Genomic DNA, 17,323 nt, shown 5'->3' with positions numbered 1-17,323 from the left:
CCCGGAATTTCACCGGGTCCTTGCGAATGGTAGCTTCGTAGTGAGCCCGTTTGGGAACGGCAAGAGCGCGCGACCAGCGAGATCGCTGGCTCGGTGCAGGATGAAAGAATGTCCGCCGCTGGGCAACTGGACTTTGTCGATGAGTGGCCGACCACGCTCGACGACAACGGAAGGCAGGGTCTGGGAAATTTCTACCGTTTGCAAGCGACGTGTAGAGCGGAAGCTATTGGCAGAAGACGACATTCAAAGTGTGCTGACGGTGCTTTCACAACGTCAAAAATTGGACCGTTAGAAGGCTGTCAGGTTTCGAGCAGTTGCGCGTGCAAGTCTGACGTTCGTTGTGACATTCGCCAAAAACCGGAAAAACCCACCAACGGTTGCTCACCGTTCTTAAGCTCGATGCCGCGATCCGCGCCGCGCCCCGTTGCGGCCGGACGGTCGTCCGGACGTCTTCCCTCCTTGTCGCTGAGCGCTACGGAGAACGCGCTGGCGCTCATTCTCAAACGTATCACGACACTTCGTGGTGAAGAGGTCCTTATCCGCAATGGCCAGATTGTAAGTCTCGCGCTCCCGCTGCTCCTCCGACTCAAGGTATGAAACGAACTTCTCGACCCGATCCAAACGGGTCTCAACCCTCTGAATTCGCTGATTTTTGACAAAGTACCCGTACTCGGTTTTAGCCGCCTCGACCAGATAGTTGGTGACAGATTCATCAAATGAGCCTGTATCGGTGCAAATAAGATCTAAATATGTGAATGCATAAGCCAAGTTGTTGAACATATATAGGCCATAACCAGTTATCTTAATGCTATCTACGCTTTCCGAAAATGAATCTAGTCTGTTATCCGCCTCTACAAAACCATGCTTCAACAGTATATCTGTAGTACGAGTGAAATCCTCGATCATCCCGAACGTCTCAGAAAAATATGATTTGAGTTCTGCTATCGAGAGGTATGCTGCGGACGCGCCCTCGACCTTACGCGCTAGCTTACGCAGTATCCGCATGGCAGTGAAGTGTGAACTATGCCTGTTGTAGCGAAGCTGAAAGACATTCGGGATGTCACTCAGCAACTCATCGTAAAAGTACCTCGTCGGAATCATCACTGGTTTAACAACCTGATGGATCTGGAAAGTCCACTGACCGGCATTTAGCATTTCTTCAACGTTGGTGTAGCCCGACAGCAGAAAACTGCGAAACAAGTCAAGCGAAAGCCTTGTGTCGCCGTGGGCGCAAGCCGTTAGGAAGCCATTGAGCGGCGACTGTTCACTCGAGAACTCACGGTTCACGATTCCAAGATACTTTGCGCAGTCGGACACCACGGTAGTTTCTGTATCACCAAGTAAAGCATCGCGCGACGTTTCAGAAGTCAATAAACCGATCACATAGTCGAGACGCTTGCGGAACACGTGCGATGGCTTGGGTGAGCTGATGTGAAAGCCAGCGTTCTGGAATGCGTCGAGGAGGCCGTGAATCTTGCTTCCATAGAAGCGCTCCTCCCGCATTGATATGAGGGTGATGCAACCGAGTTCCTCAGCGATATCCTGAGCCGATGCAAAGCAGAAGTCCTGATGCGAACCCGAGTATTGATCAGTGTTGTCTACGACGACGATCGCACCCTTATCCTGATCTTTCCAGTACTCTACCAGCTTGCGCGCGCAGTAGCGTTTATCCGATTTCCAAGCGGCGACCAGATCGTTCAGTCGCGAGTTGTAAATGTCCGACGATTTCGAGAGGCCCGCAAGCTCCTGCCGATTGGCGATTTCGTATCGATCGGAGAATAGCTTCTCGAGTATTGTGCTTCTATCAGCGCTCAGGAGTTTTTCGGAGTCGAGAGCATCTACCAATCCGTCCCATATTGCCGCGCGGATGACCTCGACCTCCTCAGGAACTTTGAGGAGGTCTATGATCGCCACCACGGAATGGTCACGGAGCCAACGCGGTGGATTGTGGTGCAGCAGCCGCTTGATGAACGTCGATTTTCCGGCCCCCTTACCACCGAAGAGGACGAGAACCTCACCTTTGCGGCCTTTCTTGATGTTCTTCGTCAGTCGCCCTCCCAGGCGACCTCCCTTTCCAGTATCCTCAAGTTGCTGAATGCCTTGCGCCGCGAAATATGGCGAGAGTGAGTCCTCGATCAGGCTCCGCATGCCGTCGAACGCATGCTGATAGTCCCGTTCGGACACATAGCAGCGGTCCATGAATTCCGTGTCATCGTCCCCGATCACCCCGAAGTAGTGGTTTACTACGGGGCGAAGGGCACTCGCCAAGCGGTTGGCTGTAATGGAATGCGAGTAGGAGGGTATGCGGTCTTTAGCAAAAAATATGCTGCGGTCTTGAGGAGGCGAGCTGTTGAGTAGATCGGCGAGTGACAAGTTTTCAAAGATGGCGGTGTAACTCAAGCTGTTATACGCTTTTGTGTACTCCCGTTCCCAGAAGGAAAGGTCACTAATCACAAATGCCTTCAGTGATTCCCACCGTTTCCCGCGTTCAAATATACGGAAAAAAACCCATTCGTGGCCATTGGTGATCGCGGCGTATTCGCTTCCGTCATTAAAGCAGTAATCACGAACCTGTTTCATGGCCGCGCTGACATTTTCATCGGATATAAGCTTGCCGATCGTCACGTAGCCAGAGATCTGACCATTGGGCAAAGCTGGCAAGTTGAAGAAGACTCCTTCCTTCTTTGCCTCGACGAAAAGAACTGCGTCCCCGTTTGCCTTCCTAAGGACGTAGTCAGCATAGCCCGGGGCGATGTATTCCTCGACGTTCGTTCGGTTCCTTGGCCATGCGAGAAGGTCATGCAAAATGAAGTCGATCACACGATGTCGTGTGTCAGCCTCGTTTAGCTCGCGCCCCGCGTGCTCCTTAACCATCAGTCCTAGCTGATCGAATGGATCAAGCTGTGCCATCGTTAGTCCGCCCCCCTATTAATCCGCACATTTACCGTCGCCTACAATATCTGTGCCGTAGACATCAACGTAGGGCAATCCGGAGTATCGTTGGGACCGTTAAGGCGGGGCATCAACGATGCCATCTTTTGCGCCAAGCCCTGTCACCTGAACGACAGCGGCTTTCGGATCCAACCAACCGCTCCGGGAACGGCCGGCATCAGGGCACGTGGCCGTCCGGCCGCTGCCGCTCGCCGCAACGTCAAATTTGGCGTGAGCCGACACACTGAGCGCAGGATCGGAACGACCAATGTTGGTCGCGAGCTGTTGGAACTGGACGGTCCGCACCTGGGGACCGAGATTTGATCGCTAAGCGTCTCATAAAGGTCGAAAGCGTTGATTTAGCTGAATGTAACAGGTGCGAGCTTGCTTTGCCTGCAAGCCAGATATGCATTTCTACTAGACTGGCGTTTCTTTGGTCAGCGAGTGATAACCGGCGATCGTATTTGCACGCCAGACAAAGGCGCTGGCAGGAGTTAGGCTGATGATACGCACCTCTTTGGCGGTGATGATTGCGACCTTGGCACTAACTCCCTGCGACGGCAAACCGAGTGATAATAAGCCTCCACAAGGAAGCGCAAGTGCCGCACCGATGGTCGCGGGCACACCTGCCAATGTCGCCGTGACGAGCAAGGGCGCGCCTCGCTGTGCTGAGGGGTATTGGCAAATGAGTTCATTCACGGCCGAGGGATCGCCGATGATGAAGCAATATTATTGCGTAGGCGCGGACTCGGAGAAGAAATACTCGCTGTTTGATCAGCTCACAATCATGGGCAACTGCAGCAGAAGCGATTTCAAACGGACGTCAGCCGGCTGGGATTTTATCATTCAGTGCGCGATAATGGATCAGAAGCTGGCGCAAACCGGCACCATAGCCGGTGATTTCCAGAACAGCTTTGCCATGACGACTAACGTTGTTGAGAACGGCGGGTCACCACGCAAGGGGACGATTGAGGGAAAGCGTGTGGGAGAATGCCCAGCCGGTTTCAAACCGGGCGATCTGGTGAACAGTGCGGGCAAGAAGATGATGAATCTCCTCTAGGGCGTTTGGCTGGGCCGCTTCGCATTGTCCGCCATCAGCTTTCCAGAGTTCCGACCATCCGCTTTAGCTCCGCGTACATAATCCTTAGCCCGCACCCGCAGGATCAGCCCTGAGGCTAGGCATGCGCTAGCCGGATCCGGAATTTCCGTGCTGATCCGCGGACAGCGGACGGCCGTTTTTTTGAAAGCATAAGGGGTCGCAATAACGGCCAGCAATGATAGGAACTATGCGTGCATAGGTTGGCGTCTGCCTCAGCTTCAAAGCTTGGTTCGGAGGCTGCCGTGGCAAACGAAGAGCGTGCAGCAGGAAAGCCCGCGAGCGCACCCCAAGGGCACGCTCGCGGCAATCTACCAGCCGCAAGGGGAGTATATTGGCTGGGACGCTGTGCGCATCTGCATGATGCCAGAGGATAGTTGGTAAGTGGTTACCGTCGCCGAAATGTGGTCCGGGGTTTCCGGTGTGCCATGTAGAAACTCGGGCTTTGCAGGCGCAATGTTTTCGGCTTGAAGCCTAATATGGCAGTGATCATCCTGCAATGATCTCGTGCGGCACGTGCCCTTCGCAAGACGATGCTAATCGCCGAACTGACCCCCAACTGTGAATGCGAACTCAGCTTGTCACTATCGCTCATCGTCGTATTCCTCCGAAATGGACTACGCGACCCCGGCGATCTTCATAACGTAATTGCATTGCGGGTGGAAAGCGCTTTTTGCTACGTATCTTGGCGTATCGACCAAACCATATTGGCGGCGACGAGCGCAAGTCTGTGACTAACCGAAAACATGATCCTTGGTGTCTTGGCTGACACGGCAGTATAAAGGCAGCACCACAGGTGCTCCCGCCTTAAGGAAAGACGCTGCATGTTACCTGCGCGAACCTACAGCATAACGATAAATCGGAATTGGCAGGCGCTTTACGAGGCGATCTGGCGCCCTGAGACATTCTCCCAGTGGGCATCCGGTCTGATCGAGGCAGACCTTCGCCAAAGCGATGAAGGTTGGATCGCCGATGGTGTGGACGGTCCGATCATCGTTCACTTCACACCCTATAATGCGTTTGGTGTCATGGATCATGTCGTAGAAACAGGAAATGGGCAGGCGGTCCATGTTCCTCTTCGCGTGGTCCAGAACGGCGTTGGCGCAGAAGTCATGCTCACTTTGTTTCGTAAACCGGAGATGACGGATGAGACTTTCGCGAGAGACGCCAAATGGATCGCACGTGATCTGCGGGCGCTTCGAGATTTGGTAAATAGTGAACGGCTCTTCTTTAACGAGCAACCTCAGTAACGCATTGGGTATAGATCGTAGCGGCTCGTGTCATCATAGCAGCCACTTTCGAACGTGACGACTTCCACGCGTTGTCATGCCTTGGATCAGCATAGAGATTAACGAATTTGGCAATGTACTATCTTTTTCGTAACAGCTAGGCGCATAGAGCACCTCTGTGAAAACGATCTTCATCAAAGGAGTATGTATTTAATGGCTGACCATGATCAGGCCGATCTCACAACGTTGACCGTCGACTTGCTGAGCGCCTATTTTGCGAACAACACCGTTCCCAGCGAGACGCTGTCTGACCTCATTCAGTCGACCTACTCTGCTCTTGCAGGCATTGATGCACCCGCCGCTGTGGAAGCTGAGGCACCAACGTTTACGCCTGCGGTCAGTCTGAGGAAGAGCCTAGCATCGCGCGATCACATCATCAGCATGATTGATGGCAAGGCCTATAAAACGCTCAAGCGTCACCTCGCGGCAAATGGGCTTTCACCGGCTGAGTATCGTGAGCGCTATAAGCTGCCGGCGAGCTATCCGATGGTCGCGCCTGCTTACTCCGAAGAACGCCGAGCGGTCGCTGCGAAGAATGGCCTTGGCGGCAGCAAGAAGCGGGCAGGGGTCATGGCTGAGGACGCCGCCCCGCTTGCAGTCGCATCCACCCCGCGGGCAGACGCGATTGAGGACGCTGCCGACATAGCGCCAGTGGCAGCGAACGAGCCTGCTATTGCTGACACCATTGCGGTGCCCAAGGCAGCGCGCAAAGTGCGTGCCGTCTCGGCAAAGCTTGGCCCTAAAGGCTCTGCGGCCAAGGCAGTAAAACCTACTCGGAAGTCAGAGGTCGATAGCGTGCGCGATAATGTCGCCGCTGCTGATCAAGACGTAGAACAGCCTGCCCAGACGGCAACGCCAACATCCTCTGCGTCCGACGCTCCGACCAAGCCTCGTCGCAAGCTTAAGATCAGAGCAGGCGAGCCCGCTCAACCTGAAAGCATGCTCGAGGAAGCTGCCAAAGCTAAGCCTTCGCCCAAGCCCAGGGAAGCGAAGGCTGGGAATACTGATCAAAGCACATCTTCGGATGCGCCAAAGCCGACTAAACGCGCATATAAGAAGCGCGTCAGCAAATCCGTTGAGGCGTAACTAGGCGCGCTAAGAAGATTCGCGATCGTATGGCAAGAGACGGCCGATGGGCGTCGTGCGTCTCTCGCCAAGTCAAACTCTATAACGGTTACAAGGGCGTCATTCCGGCCTAAGCCAGATCCAGGTTCCGCCAGTCAGGGCGGCTGCTACCGGTATGAGAAAAAAGGGCCAGGGCGCAAACAAGATACCGAGCAGGGCCGAGATGGCAAACGCTGCCGTCGCGGCGCGCTTTCCTCGGCGGCTGATTGCGCCATTACGCCGCCAGCGCTGGATATGTGGACCAAGATGCGGATGCTCCAGCAACTGCCGTTCGAGCCTGGGGCTGCTTCGAGCGAAGCAGAATGCCGCAAGAATGATGAATGGCACAGTGGGCAACAGCGGCAGAATCGCGCCTGCAATGCCAAGAGCAAGCGCGAGATAACCCGCGATCAGGTAAAGCCAGCGCATCATCGCCGGACAGCTATGACCAGCTTCCAGCTTCACGCAATCAGTAAGAATTGTCGTGATCTATGCTGCTCTGCTACGGCAACAGCGGATCATAAAGGGTATGGGCTTCTGGCCGCGACACATTTACCTCAGCAGGCTGATCCATTGCGGCGCGCTTCTCAGGCATGACACTCATCAGTTTTCATGCCGCCTCTTTTGCTGGTGTCGGCACTAGTGCATCATCGCCGGAAGATTTTCTCCATCGCTTTCCCTTTTGCAAGCTCGTCGATCATCTTGTCGAGATACCGGATTTCTCTCATCAGCGGGTCTTCGATGTCTTCAACCCGGACACCGCAGACCGTTCCCCTGATCAGCTTTCTCGAGGGATTCAATTGAGGTGCATGACCAAAGAAATCCTCGAAACTCGTTTTCTTCTCAAACTCTGCGTCAAGGCCTTGGCGGGTGTAGCCCGTCAGCCAACTAATGATCTCATCGACTTCAGCCTGAGTACGGCCTTTCTTCTCGGCCTTTGCTACATAATGCGGATAGATGCTGGCAAAGCTGATAGAGTAAATTCGGTGTTTCATTTCACGTTCTGTACGTCGGCTTTGAGACCCAGCAGGGGCATGACATCGACCCGTCGGATGAAAAACCGGTGCATACCCTGAAAGAGACTTCGTTGCACTCACAGGTGCTTCCCAGGCTTCGGTAGCTGGGTCACAATCCGTGCGCTGTTCGAACTAAGCGAAGTCTCCAGGCCGTGTAAAATATCGAGCGTACATAGCGTTCGTAATTGTGGTCTCCGACATCATACGTAGCCTTGGATCGAGATCTTAGCTGCCGACGTCAGTGTCCCCGATGCGCGTGTGCACTTGGCAATGGCGCTTTCATAATCACGTAGGTGCAACGAAATTTTCTAATCATCGCGCTTGACGAATCTCCAGCGAGATTGGAACATAAAGGGAACATGTGAGTCGATGCTGACAGATGCCAACCTTAGTTTTCTCTCCCGATCGGACGAGGTCCGACCAGATTGCTGCGCTCCGCGCGGAGCTAGAGAATGCGCGCGCGCTGCGAGGTCCAAACCTGCCCTTTGGGATCCCTGCTCTCGACGACAGACTCGCCGATAGCGGGTTGGATGGTGCCGGACTCCATGAGGTTGCGGCAGCGTCGGCCAGGCTGAACGATGATGCCGCCGCGACGCTGTTCATGGCCAGCATCGCCGCTCGCTTTGCCGCCGAGGCCGGCTTCACTGTGCTGTGGGCGCTCACGAAGTTCGATCTCTACGCGCCCGGCCTCGAACAGGCGGGGCTGGGGCCTGTCAAGATACTTTATGCTCAGGGCGGTAAGGATGCCGAGGTTCTGGCGCTTGCCGAGGATGGCCTGCGCGACGGCTCGCTCGCCTGCGTGATAGCCGAGGTAAAGTCCGCCGATCAGACGGCAACCCGCCGGCTGCAACTCGCAGCCTCGGACGGCAAGACCCCGATCCTTCTCTACCGGCGACACCGCTCACGTGACCGCTGTCCTTTGGAAACGCCATCATCGGCGATGACACGCTGGCGGATCGGCTGCGCGCCTTCGACACCCTTGCCCCATGCCGGACTGGGCCGGGCGCGCTGGGCGATCGAACTGGTCCGCCAGCGCAATGGCAATCCCTTCTCCCTCGAACTGGAGGCTTGCGATGCAACGGGTCGCCTCGCTCTGCCTGCCGCAGCTGCCCATAGAGCGGTTGCGGCGGTCGCAGCGTCCAGTCGCGCCGCCTGAGGGTCGCGCATTTTCTGCCGAGCCGCGTTTTCAAGCCGCGGTCGACGATGATCCCGGCGCTTGCTCTGTGCCGCGGGGCGGCGGCTGGCGGCCGGGTGCGCGCTGGGCGCGCGACGGCGCCCTGGGACGGCGCCCAAGCTCGGCGAACATCGATAGTCTGCCGGCCCATCAGCAGCCAAGGATGCGCGAGATGGGTCGGCGCAGCGAGGCCGCCGAACACCCGTTCAAGGCCATGGTGCCAGACGAAGGAGGGCCAGCCAGCGCGGTTGCATCCGTTGCTCCGTCATGGGCGTCCTTCTGGGGTCGACCGACAATCCTGATCGCGCGGATCGGGCAGCGCGATGTGGTCGCATCGGCCTGTCCTGTGGCGCTGGAGCTCGGCCTGCGTCCCGGCATGGCCGCCGCTCACGCCCGCGCGTTGGTGACGGATCTCGATGTCCATGATGCCGAGCCCGAAAAGGATCAGGCCTTCCTCGACAGCCTTGCGCTGCACGCGGTGGCGCGCTGGACGCCGACCGCGTGCCCTGCGCCGCCCGACGGTCTATGGCTCGATCTCTCGGGCACGACCCATCTGTTCGGCGGCGAGGCGCGCTTCTGCCGGCGTCTGTTGACCTTTCTGCGGCGGCTGGGTTTCACCGCGACGATCGCGATCGCCGGAACACCTGGCGCGGCGCATGCGCTCGCGCGATATGGCGGCGAGGCCATTACGATTCTTCCGTCGGGTGCCGAGGCGGAGGCGATCGCCGATCTGCCGCTCGCCGCGCTACGGCTTACGCCCGAAGCTCTCACCGCCGCCGGCCGCTTCGGCCTGGAACGGATCGCCGATCTATATCCGATGCCACGCGGCCCGCTCGCCAAGCGGCTCGGGCTGAAGACAGTCGAGCGGCTCGATCAGGCGCGCGGGAGCCTCGCCGAGCCGATCACGCCGGTTATTCCGTTCGAGGCGCCGATTGCCGAACGGCGACTGCTCGAGCCGATCGCGACGGCCGACGCGATCACCCACGTGATCGGCGATCTAGTCGATGATCTGGTCCATGTGCTGCAAGCGCGCAGTCTTGGGCTTCGGACGGCCATCCTCACATGTGTTGTCGTCGATGGCGGCGAACAGCGCGTCGCGATCGGGACCGCGCGCGCGACGCGCGAGCCCGCGCACCTCAAGCGGATGCTGGCCATGCGGGTCGAGCGGATCGATCCTGGTCTTGGCATAGAGGCGATGACGCTGGCCGCGCCGCGCGTCGAGCCGCTGGCGCCGGAAGCGCTGGACGCAGGCTTTGCTACCGAAGGCCGTGCACCCGATCTTGCGCCGCTGGTCGATCAGCTCGGTGGCCGTGTCGGCGAAGAGGCGCTTTTCCGGCTGACTGCCGTCGAGAGCGACGTTCCAGAGCGCGGCTTCTGCCGGGTAGATCCGCTGGCGGCGCCCGGAGGCTGGCCGGCCTGGAAGCGTCCGGCACGGCTGCTGCGCCGGCCTGAGATGCTCTCGAACGTCGTGGCGCTCCTGCCCGATCACCCGCCGCGCCGGTTCAGCTGGCGCGGTTCGGCCTACAAAATCGTAGCGGGCGATGGTCCCGAACGCATCCACGGCGAGTGGTGGCGCAGCCCCAAGGAGATGTGGGCGGTACGCGACTATTTTTGCGTCGAGGCAGAGGGCGGCTATCGCTTCTGGATTTTCCGCCGAGGCGATGGCGTCGAAGCACCCACAGGTGATCTCAGCTGGTACATGCATGGGCTGTTCGGCTGATGGCCTCCTATGTCGAACTTCAGGTGACGAGCCATTTCTCCTTCCTGCGCGGCGCGTCCTCGCCCGAGGAGCTGTTCGCCGCTGCCGCGCTGCTCGGCCACCAGACACTTGGCCTCGCCGATCGTGGCAGCGTTGCGGGCGTCGTACGTGGATGGGATGGCCAGAAGGCCACCCAGGTCCGTATGATCCCGGGCGCCCGTGTCGATCTGGTCGATGGACGATCATTGCTGCTATATCCGACCGATCGCGCTGCCTGGAGCCGGCTGACCCGGCTGCTCACGATCGGCAAGGCACGCGGCGGCAAGGGGTTCTGCATCCTCGAATGGAGCGATGTCGCGGCTCATGCGGAAGGATTGGTCGCCATCCTCGTGCCGGACATGCCCGACGCTACCACCGAAGACTGGCTAAGCGAACTGCGCGCCCTGTTCGGCACGCGAGGCTATTGCGCGCTGTCGCTAAGGCGGCGGCCCGATGATGTAGCGCGGCTGCACGCGCTTGATGCCATGGCGCGGTTGGCCGGCGTGCGCAGCGTTGCGACCGGAGACGTCCTCTACCATGCGGCCGAACGCCGGCCGCTTCAGGACGTGATGAGCGCGATCCGCGAGAAGACGACGATCGATGCGCTTGGCTTCCGGCGCGAGCGGTTCATGGATCGCAACCTCAAATCGCCTGAAGAGATGGAGCGGCGCTTCCGGGATTTTCCCGACGCCATCCAGGCGAGCGGCGATATCGCCGCTACCTGCCGGTTCGATCTTGGTGAAATCCAGTACCAGTATCCTTATGAGCAGGTGATGGAGGGACGGACGGCGCAGCAGGCGCTCGCCGCACTCACCGAAGACGCCGCTGCGGCCAAATTCCCGGACGGCGTGCCGGATCGCTACCGTCAGCAGATCGACCATGAATTGAGGCTCATCGATCAGCTTGGCTATGCGCCCTATTTCCTGACCGTCAATGCGATTGTCGCCGAGAGCGTGCGGCGCGGGATCCTCTGTCAGGGGCGTGGCTCGGCTGCTAACAGCTGCGTCTGCTACCTGCTTGGGATCACCTCGATCGACCCGATTCAGCATGAGCTGCTGTTCGAGCGGTTCGTTTCGGGCGAGCGCCGCGAGCCGCCCGATATCGATGTCGATTTCGAGCATGAGCGGCGCGAGGAGATCATCCAGTGGATATACAACACCTATGGCCGCGACCGCTCGGCGCTGACGGCGGTCGTCACCCGCTACCGCACGCGTGGCGCGGTCGCCGAGGTCGGCAAGGCGCTGGGGCTGCCGCGTGACTTGACCAAGATGCTGACGGGCCTCGTCTGGGGCTGGTCGATGGACGGCATTCCGCAAGAGCAGATCGAGAGCCTCAACCTCAATGCCGAGGACCATCGCCTCAAACTGACGCTCGATCTCGCGCGCCAGCTGATCGGGACGCCACGCCACCTCTCGCAGCACCCGGGCGGCTTCGTGCTCACCCAGGATCGATTGGACGACCTCGTGCCGATCGAGCCGGCGCGGATGGAAGATCGCCAGATCATCGAATGGGACAAGGACGATATCGATGCCCTCAAATTCATGAAGGTCGACGTGCTCGGCCTCGGCATGCTCGGCTGCATGAACCGCGCCTTCAATCTGCTCGAACAGGAGAAAGGCATCAAGGTCACGATGGCCGACCTGCAGGACGACGATCCGGACGTCTACAAAATGATACAGAAGGCGGACACACTCGGCGTCTTCCAGATCGAGAGCCGCGCGCAGATGTCGATGCTGCCGCGGATGAAACCACGGGAATTCTACGATCTCGTCATCGAAGTGGCGATCGTGCGGCCAGGACCGATTCAGGGCGACATGGTCCATCCCTATCTGCGTAGACGTGAGGGGAAGGAGAAACCCGAATATCCGCGTCCGGAACTCCGCGCCGTGCTGGAAAAGACATTGGGCGTGCCGCTGTTCCAGGAGCAGGCGATGAAGGTCGCTATCGTCGGCGCGGGGTTCACGGCGGTCGAAGCCGATCAGCTTCGCCGGGCGATGGCGACGTTCAAGCTCACCGGAGGTGTCAGCCATTTCTACGACAAGCTGGTCGGCGGCATGATCGCGCGCGGTTACCCCAAGGACTTTGCCGAGAGGACCTTCAAGCAAATCGAGGGCTTTGGCTCCTATGGCTTCCCCGAAAGCCATGCTGCCTCCTTCGCCAAGATTGCCTATGCCTCCTGCTGGATGAAGCATCATCATCCCGACGTCTTCTGCGCGGCGCTGCTCAACGCCCAGCCGATGGGGTTCTACGCGCCGGCGCAGATCGTGCGCGATACCCGCAACCATGGTGTCGAAGTCCGGCCTGTCTCGGTGAATGACAGCCATTGGGACTGCACGCTCGAACCGACGAGCGGGCGCTATAGGGCGGTGCGGCTCGGGTTCCGACAGGTGCGCGGGCTCGCCAATGTTCATGGCGCCGCGATCGTGGCGGCGCGTGGGCCTCACCGCTATGACAGTGTCGAGGAGGTCTGGCGCCGCGCCGGCACGCCGCGTGCCGCGATCGAACGGCTGGCCGAGGCCGACGCCTTCCATTGCATATCGGAGGACCGACGGCAGGGCCTCTGGAAGGTAAAAGGTCTTGGCGAAGCACCGTTGCCATTGTTCGCTGCCGCCGACGAACGCGAACAGGGCTTCTCGCCCGAAGGTCTTGAGCCGCAGGTCGTGTTGAAGCCGATGACAGCGGGTCGGGATGTCGTTGAAGATTACCGCTCACTCCAGCTTTCGCTGCGCGGACACCCGCTCCAGTTTCTGCGCAGGGAACTCGACGCCATGCGGATCGTCCGCTGCGCCGATCTCGCGGCGATCCGCGACGGGCGCAATGTCGAGGTTGCCGGCGTCATCCTCGTCCGCCAACGGCCGGGATCGGCCAAGGGCGTGCTGTTCGTGACGATCGAGGACGAGACCGGGGTCGCGCAGGGCATATTATGGCCCGACCGGTTCGAGATCTATCGGCGCCAGGTCATGGCCGCCTCGATGATCGCGATGCGCGGGCGCCTCCAGAAGGAGGGCGAGGTCATCCACATCATCTGTGACCGCATCACCGACCATGACGCGATGCTGCGCTCGATCGGGCGGATGGATTTCTCGGTGGCACCCGGTCGTGGCGACGGCGCCTCGCATGGCGGCGGGCCTGATCCGCGTGATCCGAGTTTCCCGCGCGGGCGAACGCTCGCGTCGCCACCGTTTGGCACGCTCGCCGAGCAGGAGGAGATCGTGCCGATCCGCAGCCATGACTTCCATTGAAGCCACCGCGCGGATCGCAGGAACGATCGAGCGTGCGCTCAACGTCCTGCGCGAGGCGGCGGGGGCCAAGGACAAGGTGCAGACGCGCGGTGTGGCGCTCGCACTCTGGGTCCTGCGTGGCTACTGTCCCGCCGAGTGGCTGGTCGCCTTCTGGGATGCTGCCGGGTCGGATCACGCGATCGGTCGAAGCCAGGGACTGCATGCCGCCTACAATGGGATCGTCCGGCAAGTGCGGACCAGCGGCGGGCTCTCAAAAGGGCGCTGCGACGATCGGCTCTCCCGATGAAATGCCCCGGACTCTTCCTATATTGGAGCAATAGCAATGACATCGGCAGGAACGAGCGAAGATGGCCAATGGCTGGGCGCCCGACGGCGCCGTTCAGGAGCAGATCGAGGACAGCCTGAAAGACGCGCTGGCCAGTGCCCGCGCGCGAATGCCTTCCGGCGAAGGTCTCGACGACTGCGAGGATTGCGGGGAACCGATCCCAGCGCCGCGCAGACAAGCTCTGCCGGGTGCGCGGACCTGCGTTGCCTGCCAGGCATTGCGGCGACAAACGGCCGAGCTATTCCGGCATCAACCGGCGCGGCAGCAAGGACAGTCAGCTGCGCTGACATACGTGGCATGACACGTCGGGCTCTTCTTGCCGCGCTGGCGGCGTGTCTCGCCGGTGCATGGGCTTCGCCGGCGCTGGCCGATCCGTGCGAGGGCGCGCTTCCCGTGAAGGGCACGTCCTTCAGCGGCGTCGTTCGCTATGTCGGCGATGGTGATGGGCTGTGCATCGGCCCGGCCGGGCGCCCCGATCGCTGGATCGAGATCCGTCTTGCCGACTTTTATGCGCCCGAGCTGCACGAGCGGGGCGGCCAGGATGCCAAGCGTCGCCTGCAGCGCACCGTCATGGGCAAATGGCTGGTCTGTCGCGCGGGCCGGCGCAGCTATGATCGCGTGGTCGCCGCCTGCACTATTGGCGGCCGCCCGCTTGGGATGGTCCTTAGCAGCGCGGGCGGCATCGAGGGCGGGAGGGGCAAATCGCGATGAGCGCGATGTTTGACCTGTTCGATGCACCGGTCGTGCCGGGCCTCAAGACGCGGGACGATTTCCTGTCGCCCGCTGAGGAAGCCAGCCTGATCGCGCAGATCGACGCAACCAGCCTCAGCCCGTTTAAATTCCAGCAATGGACCGGCAAGCGGCTGACGCAGCCCTTTGGCTGGAGCTACGATTTCGAGAGTGGTCGCTTCGCGCCGACAGAGGCGATCCCAAGCTGGCTTGAAACGGTAAAGGCGCGTGCGGCTCGCTTTGCCGGTCTCGATCCGGACGGTCTCGTCCAGGCATTGCTGATCCGCTATGATCCCGGCGCAGGCATCGGCTGGCACAAGGATCGCCCCGTGTTCGAGCATGTCGTTGGTCTCTCGCTCGGCAACCCCGCCACGCTGCGGCTGCGACGGCGGACGGTCTCCGGCGGTTTCGATCGCGCCAAGGCCGAGCTTGCGCCCCGCTCGATCTACCATCTGTCCGGCGAGGTGCGGCATTACTGGGAGCACAGCATCGCAGCGATGGAACTGCCACGCTGGTCGATCACCTTTCGCAGCCTGTCGGAAAAGGGGCGCCGCGCGTGAGCGCGAGCCAAAGCGGCAAATACCCGATCACGCCGGACGGCCGGTATTTCGTTGTTCGTGGACGCCTTTGGCGCACCAGCAATCCGGGACTGGCATCCGACCTGCGCGAGCGCCTCGTGCATGACCTGATGGCCGCGCGACGAGCGGTCGCTGCCGCACGGCGCAAGAATGATGATGCCGCCGAGGCTGCAGCCCACGCGGCGGTCGACGAAGCAAAGATAGCGTTGGGCGAGCGCGGGCCGGTTTGGTGGGATGACGGAGCGCCCGATCTCAATCGGCATATGGCGCGGAACACTACCTATGCCCCTTGGTTCGCTGGCTTAGATTGACGCCACTTCAGTTTGGGCTTTTCCGCTACGTGCGACTTCGGGTGGTGCAGTCGCATCTCGCTTTGCCGCTGACGCATTTATCTCGACGCGCTATTTGATTGGGGCGCGGTGGGCAGCACTGGACGTATTAGGCGCTATTGCCGAAGGTATTGTAGCGTATTGTGTACGGCAAGATCTACGGACAAGCGGACGAAGCTTCAACTTCAGTCCAGCAGATCGCCAACTTTTACGCCCAGGAAGCTCGCCAGCTTGTCGACCACTTCGATGGTGGGATTGCGGGCGCCGCGTTCGAGGTCACTGACATAGGTGCGGTGAATACCGGCTTCGAAGGCAAACTGCTCCTGGCTGAGCTCTCGCTCCTGGCGAAAGCGCCTCAAATTGGCGGCAAGGCGGCGGCGGATGTCCACTTGGCGACCCTGCGGACCTGTCGACGATCCATCTACAGACGATCAGAGACAATCGACTTGACTTGCAGCCCCGTGTCGAGCGGAAGCGGTGTCACTGATCGACGACACGAAAGGGTTGAGCCTATGACATTACTGATGCTGAACGAGGAGGGCGGCGCACAGCTTGTGCACCGCGTGCCGCAGGGGGAGGCGCGGCGCGAGCATGTGCTGCGGGATCTGATTGCAGAGCACCCGCAGATCCTGCCGGTTCACGATCTTGATCCAAGCTATGGGCCATTGCTGACGGTCACCCGCGAGCTGTCGGTGCCCGGCGTGGGCTTTGTCGATATCCTGCTGATGGACGCTAGTGGGCGGTTGGTGGTGGTCGAGTGCAAGCTCTGGCGCAATCCGCAGGCGCGCCGGGAAGTGGTCGGGCAGATCCTTGACTATGCGCGTGAGTTTGCTCGCTGGGGCTATGAGGATCTCCAGCGTCAGGTGTCGGTGGCCACCAAGCGACAGGGGAATGTCTTATATGCCCTGGCCTGTGAAGCGGGTGGAACCCTGGACGAGGCTGCTTTTGTCGATCGGGTCACGCGCGATTTGGCCGCCGGTCGCTTCCTGCTGCTGGTGGTGGGAGATGGCATAACCGAAGGCACACGCCGCATCGGCGAATATCTTGCCGGTCAACCTGGACTTGCCTTCACCTTCGGCCTCATCGAGATCGCCCAATATCGTCATGCCGATGCGGACGGGGCCGAGCGGCTGATGGTGCAGCCGCGGGTGCTGGCGCAAACGGCCCTGATCGAGCGGCTTGTGATCCGCAGCGAGGTAGCGGGAGTGGTGATCGATGCTGTTGTGCCGACCTCTGCAAGTGGGGCAGGAGGAGAGGGCATGGAGCCACGGCAACCCTCTGGTGCAGGTCTTGCCTGGCGCGACTTTGTCGCGCGCTTCCTGACGCAGATGCGCTTCGATGATCCAGGGCAGCCACCGCCGCGTAGCGGCGGCACAGGTTGGATCCGGGTGCCGCTGCCGGCCAATCTCTATGTCAACCTCTACCGCAGCAGCGGCAATGCCACTATTGGCGCGCAGGTGCGCTTTACCGGTGCAGAGGGTGTCGCAGCCTATGCCGAGCTGCTTGAAGAGCGCGAGGCCATCGACAGCGAGTTTGCAGCCGCAGGGCTCGACCTGCCAAGCTGGAGCGATGGCGAGGTACCGCTACTCAGCATTACCACATCCTCGCCATTGCCCTGGACAGATCAGGCAGAGGAGGCGCACCGTGCCTGGATGACCCGGATCGCCAACCAGTATGTCAACAGCCTGCGTCCTCGGCTGCAGCGCATCGCAGGGGACCAGGCGGCATGATTGCGCAAGATGCTGCTGCTACGACGGTCAGGCCGCAGAGGA

15 protein-coding genes, 1 pseudogene and 1 other annotated feature (1 of these 17 only partly in view) are annotated in these 17,323 nt (G+C 60.2%); of the genes and pseudogenes, 12 read left to right on the top strand and 4 right to left on the bottom strand.

Features of this window, described 5'->3' with window-relative positions; all coding sequences use genetic code 11:
• Positions 1–23, bottom strand: a sequence feature (sul1 is cis-regulatory element that is thought to sense ions involved in sulfur or methionine metabolism; They are found in Alphaproteobacteria); it reaches 33 nt to the left of the window's first position.
• A gap of 367 nt (positions 24–390) precedes the next feature.
• The gene (locus C1T17_RS13840; protein ID WP_104953946.1) at positions 391–2,910 is read right to left on the bottom strand and encodes a hypothetical protein; all 2,520 of its coding nucleotides are present in this window, start codon (positions 2,908–2,910) and stop codon (positions 391–393) included.
• Between the two features lie 523 nt (positions 2,911–3,433).
• On the opposite strand from C1T17_RS13840, the gene C1T17_RS13830 reads away from it, so the two are divergent.
• The 3 genes from C1T17_RS13830 to C1T17_RS13820 all read left to right on the top strand — a co-directional run bounded on the left by C1T17_RS13830 (position 3,434) and on the right by C1T17_RS13820 (position 6,402).
• Positions 3,434–3,991 carry a DUF3617 domain-containing protein gene (locus C1T17_RS13830; protein ID WP_104953944.1) on the top strand — a complete coding sequence of 186 codons (558 nt, stop codon included), beginning with the start codon at positions 3,434–3,436 and terminating at the stop codon, positions 3,989–3,991.
• Between the two features lie 860 nt (positions 3,992–4,851).
• Positions 4,852–5,277, top strand: coding sequence for a polyketide cyclase (locus C1T17_RS13825; protein WP_104953943.1), 426 nt, complete (start codon positions 4,852–4,854; stop codon positions 5,275–5,277).
• 192 nt (positions 5,278–5,469) lie between these two features.
• A complete protein-coding gene (locus C1T17_RS13820) occupies positions 5,470–6,402 on the top strand; it encodes a MucR family transcriptional regulator (protein WP_104953942.1) in 933 nt (310 codons plus the stop codon).
• 99 nt (positions 6,403–6,501) lie between these two features.
• On the opposite strand, the gene C1T17_RS13815 is transcribed toward C1T17_RS13820, so the two are convergent.
• Entirely contained in the window at positions 6,502–6,852 is a 351-nt protein-coding gene (locus C1T17_RS13815; RefSeq protein ID WP_104953941.1) for a YbaN family protein, read from the bottom strand.
• 215 nt (positions 6,853–7,067) lie between these two features.
• On the bottom strand, positions 7,068–7,517 hold the full coding sequence (locus C1T17_RS13810) for a DUF2200 domain-containing protein (protein WP_223262615.1): 450 nt from the start codon (positions 7,515–7,517) through the stop codon (positions 7,068–7,070).
• Positions 7,518–7,962: 445 nt separating this feature from the next.
• On the opposite strand from C1T17_RS13810, the gene C1T17_RS13805 reads away from it, so the two are divergent.
• The 8 genes and pseudogenes from C1T17_RS13805 to C1T17_RS13770 all read left to right on the top strand — a co-directional run bounded on the left by C1T17_RS13805 (position 7,963) and on the right by C1T17_RS13770 (position 15,533).
• Positions 7,963–8,592: a protein ImuA gene (locus tag C1T17_RS13805; protein WP_317617051.1), complete on the top strand. Its 630-nt coding sequence runs from the start codon at positions 7,963–7,965 to the stop codon at positions 8,590–8,592.
• Between the two features lie 190 nt (positions 8,593–8,782).
• Positions 8,783–10,330 carry a DUF6504 family protein gene (locus C1T17_RS13800; protein ID WP_317617050.1) on the top strand — a complete coding sequence of 516 codons (1,548 nt, stop codon included), beginning with the start codon at positions 8,783–8,785 and terminating at the stop codon, positions 10,328–10,330.
• Entirely contained in the window at positions 10,330–13,590 is a 3,261-nt protein-coding gene (locus C1T17_RS13795) for an error-prone DNA polymerase (RefSeq protein WP_104953937.1), read from the top strand. The genes C1T17_RS13800 and C1T17_RS13795 overlap by 1 nt, the downstream gene beginning before the upstream one ends.
• A complete protein-coding gene (locus C1T17_RS13790; RefSeq protein WP_104953936.1) occupies positions 13,577–13,876 on the top strand; it encodes a hypothetical protein in 300 nt (99 codons plus the stop codon). Before C1T17_RS13795 ends, C1T17_RS13790 begins: the two co-directional genes overlap by 14 nt.
• 61 nt (positions 13,877–13,937) lie before the next feature.
• Positions 13,938–14,202 (top strand): annotated as a pseudogene (locus tag C1T17_RS13785) (DksA/TraR family C4-type zinc finger protein).
• A gap of 10 nt (positions 14,203–14,212) precedes the next feature.
• Positions 14,213–14,626, top strand: coding sequence for a thermonuclease family protein (locus tag C1T17_RS13780; RefSeq protein ID WP_104953935.1), 414 nt, complete (start codon positions 14,213–14,215; stop codon positions 14,624–14,626).
• On the top strand, positions 14,623–15,204 hold the full coding sequence (locus C1T17_RS13775; protein WP_104953934.1) for an alpha-ketoglutarate-dependent dioxygenase AlkB: 582 nt from the start codon (positions 14,623–14,625) through the stop codon (positions 15,202–15,204). The genes C1T17_RS13780 and C1T17_RS13775 overlap by 4 nt, the downstream gene beginning before the upstream one ends.
• Complete coding sequence (locus C1T17_RS13770; RefSeq protein ID WP_223262613.1) at positions 15,201–15,533, top strand: hypothetical protein; 333 nt, start codon at positions 15,201–15,203, stop codon at positions 15,531–15,533. The genes C1T17_RS13775 and C1T17_RS13770 overlap by 4 nt, the downstream gene beginning before the upstream one ends.
• A 203-nt stretch (positions 15,534–15,736) precedes the next feature.
• Here the strand turns inward: C1T17_RS13770 and C1T17_RS13765 are convergent, their stop codons facing one another.
• Positions 15,737–15,940, bottom strand: a complete 204-nt coding sequence (locus tag C1T17_RS13765) for a helix-turn-helix domain-containing protein (RefSeq protein ID WP_104953933.1) — start codon at positions 15,938–15,940, stop codon at positions 15,737–15,739.
• A 123-nt stretch (positions 15,941–16,063) separates the two neighbouring features.
• On the opposite strand from C1T17_RS13765, the gene C1T17_RS13760 reads away from it, so the two are divergent.
• Positions 16,064–17,281 carry a hypothetical protein gene (locus tag C1T17_RS13760; protein ID WP_104953932.1) on the top strand — a complete coding sequence of 406 codons (1,218 nt, stop codon included), beginning with the start codon at positions 16,064–16,066 and terminating at the stop codon, positions 17,279–17,281.
• Positions 17,282–17,323: the final 42 nt, after the last annotated feature.

The sequence above is a fragment of the Sphingobium sp. SCG-1 genome (assembly GCF_002953135.1).
Taxonomy (GTDB): domain Bacteria; phylum Pseudomonadota; class Alphaproteobacteria; order Sphingomonadales; family Sphingomonadaceae; genus Sphingobium.
The sequence above is the reverse complement of the archived record's forward strand: the minus strand, read 5'-3'. Positions and strand labels throughout refer to the sequence as shown.

What these genes read in the sequence shown, in the direction of transcription:
- C1T17_RS13840 (WP_104953946.1), bottom strand. Translation starts at nt 2,910, where the DNA reads ATGGCACAGCTTGATCCATTCGATCAGCTAGGACTGATGGTTAAGGAG.
- C1T17_RS13830 (WP_104953944.1), top strand. Translation starts at nt 3,434, where the DNA reads ATGATACGCACCTCTTTGGCGGTGATGATTGCGACCTTGGCACTAACT.
- C1T17_RS13825 (WP_104953943.1), top strand. Translation starts at nt 4,852, where the DNA reads ATGTTACCTGCGCGAACCTACAGCATAACGATAAATCGGAATTGGCAG.
- C1T17_RS13820 (WP_104953942.1), top strand. Translation starts at nt 5,470, where the DNA reads ATGGCTGACCATGATCAGGCCGATCTCACAACGTTGACCGTCGACTTG.
- C1T17_RS13815 (WP_104953941.1), bottom strand. Translation starts at nt 6,852, where the DNA reads ATGATGCGCTGGCTTTACCTGATCGCGGGTTATCTCGCGCTTGCTCTT.
- C1T17_RS13800 (WP_317617050.1), top strand. Translation starts at nt 8,783, where the DNA reads ATGGGTCGGCGCAGCGAGGCCGCCGAACACCCGTTCAAGGCCATGGTG.
- C1T17_RS13795 (WP_104953937.1), top strand. Translation starts at nt 10,330, where the DNA reads ATGGCCTCCTATGTCGAACTTCAGGTGACGAGCCATTTCTCCTTCCTG.
- C1T17_RS13790 (WP_104953936.1), top strand. Translation starts at nt 13,577, where the DNA reads ATGACTTCCATTGAAGCCACCGCGCGGATCGCAGGAACGATCGAGCGT.
- C1T17_RS13780 (WP_104953935.1), top strand. Translation starts at nt 14,213, where the DNA reads ATGACACGTCGGGCTCTTCTTGCCGCGCTGGCGGCGTGTCTCGCCGGT.
- C1T17_RS13775 (WP_104953934.1), top strand. Translation starts at nt 14,623, where the DNA reads ATGAGCGCGATGTTTGACCTGTTCGATGCACCGGTCGTGCCGGGCCTC.
- C1T17_RS13760 (WP_104953932.1), top strand. Translation starts at nt 16,064, where the DNA reads ATGACATTACTGATGCTGAACGAGGAGGGCGGCGCACAGCTTGTGCAC.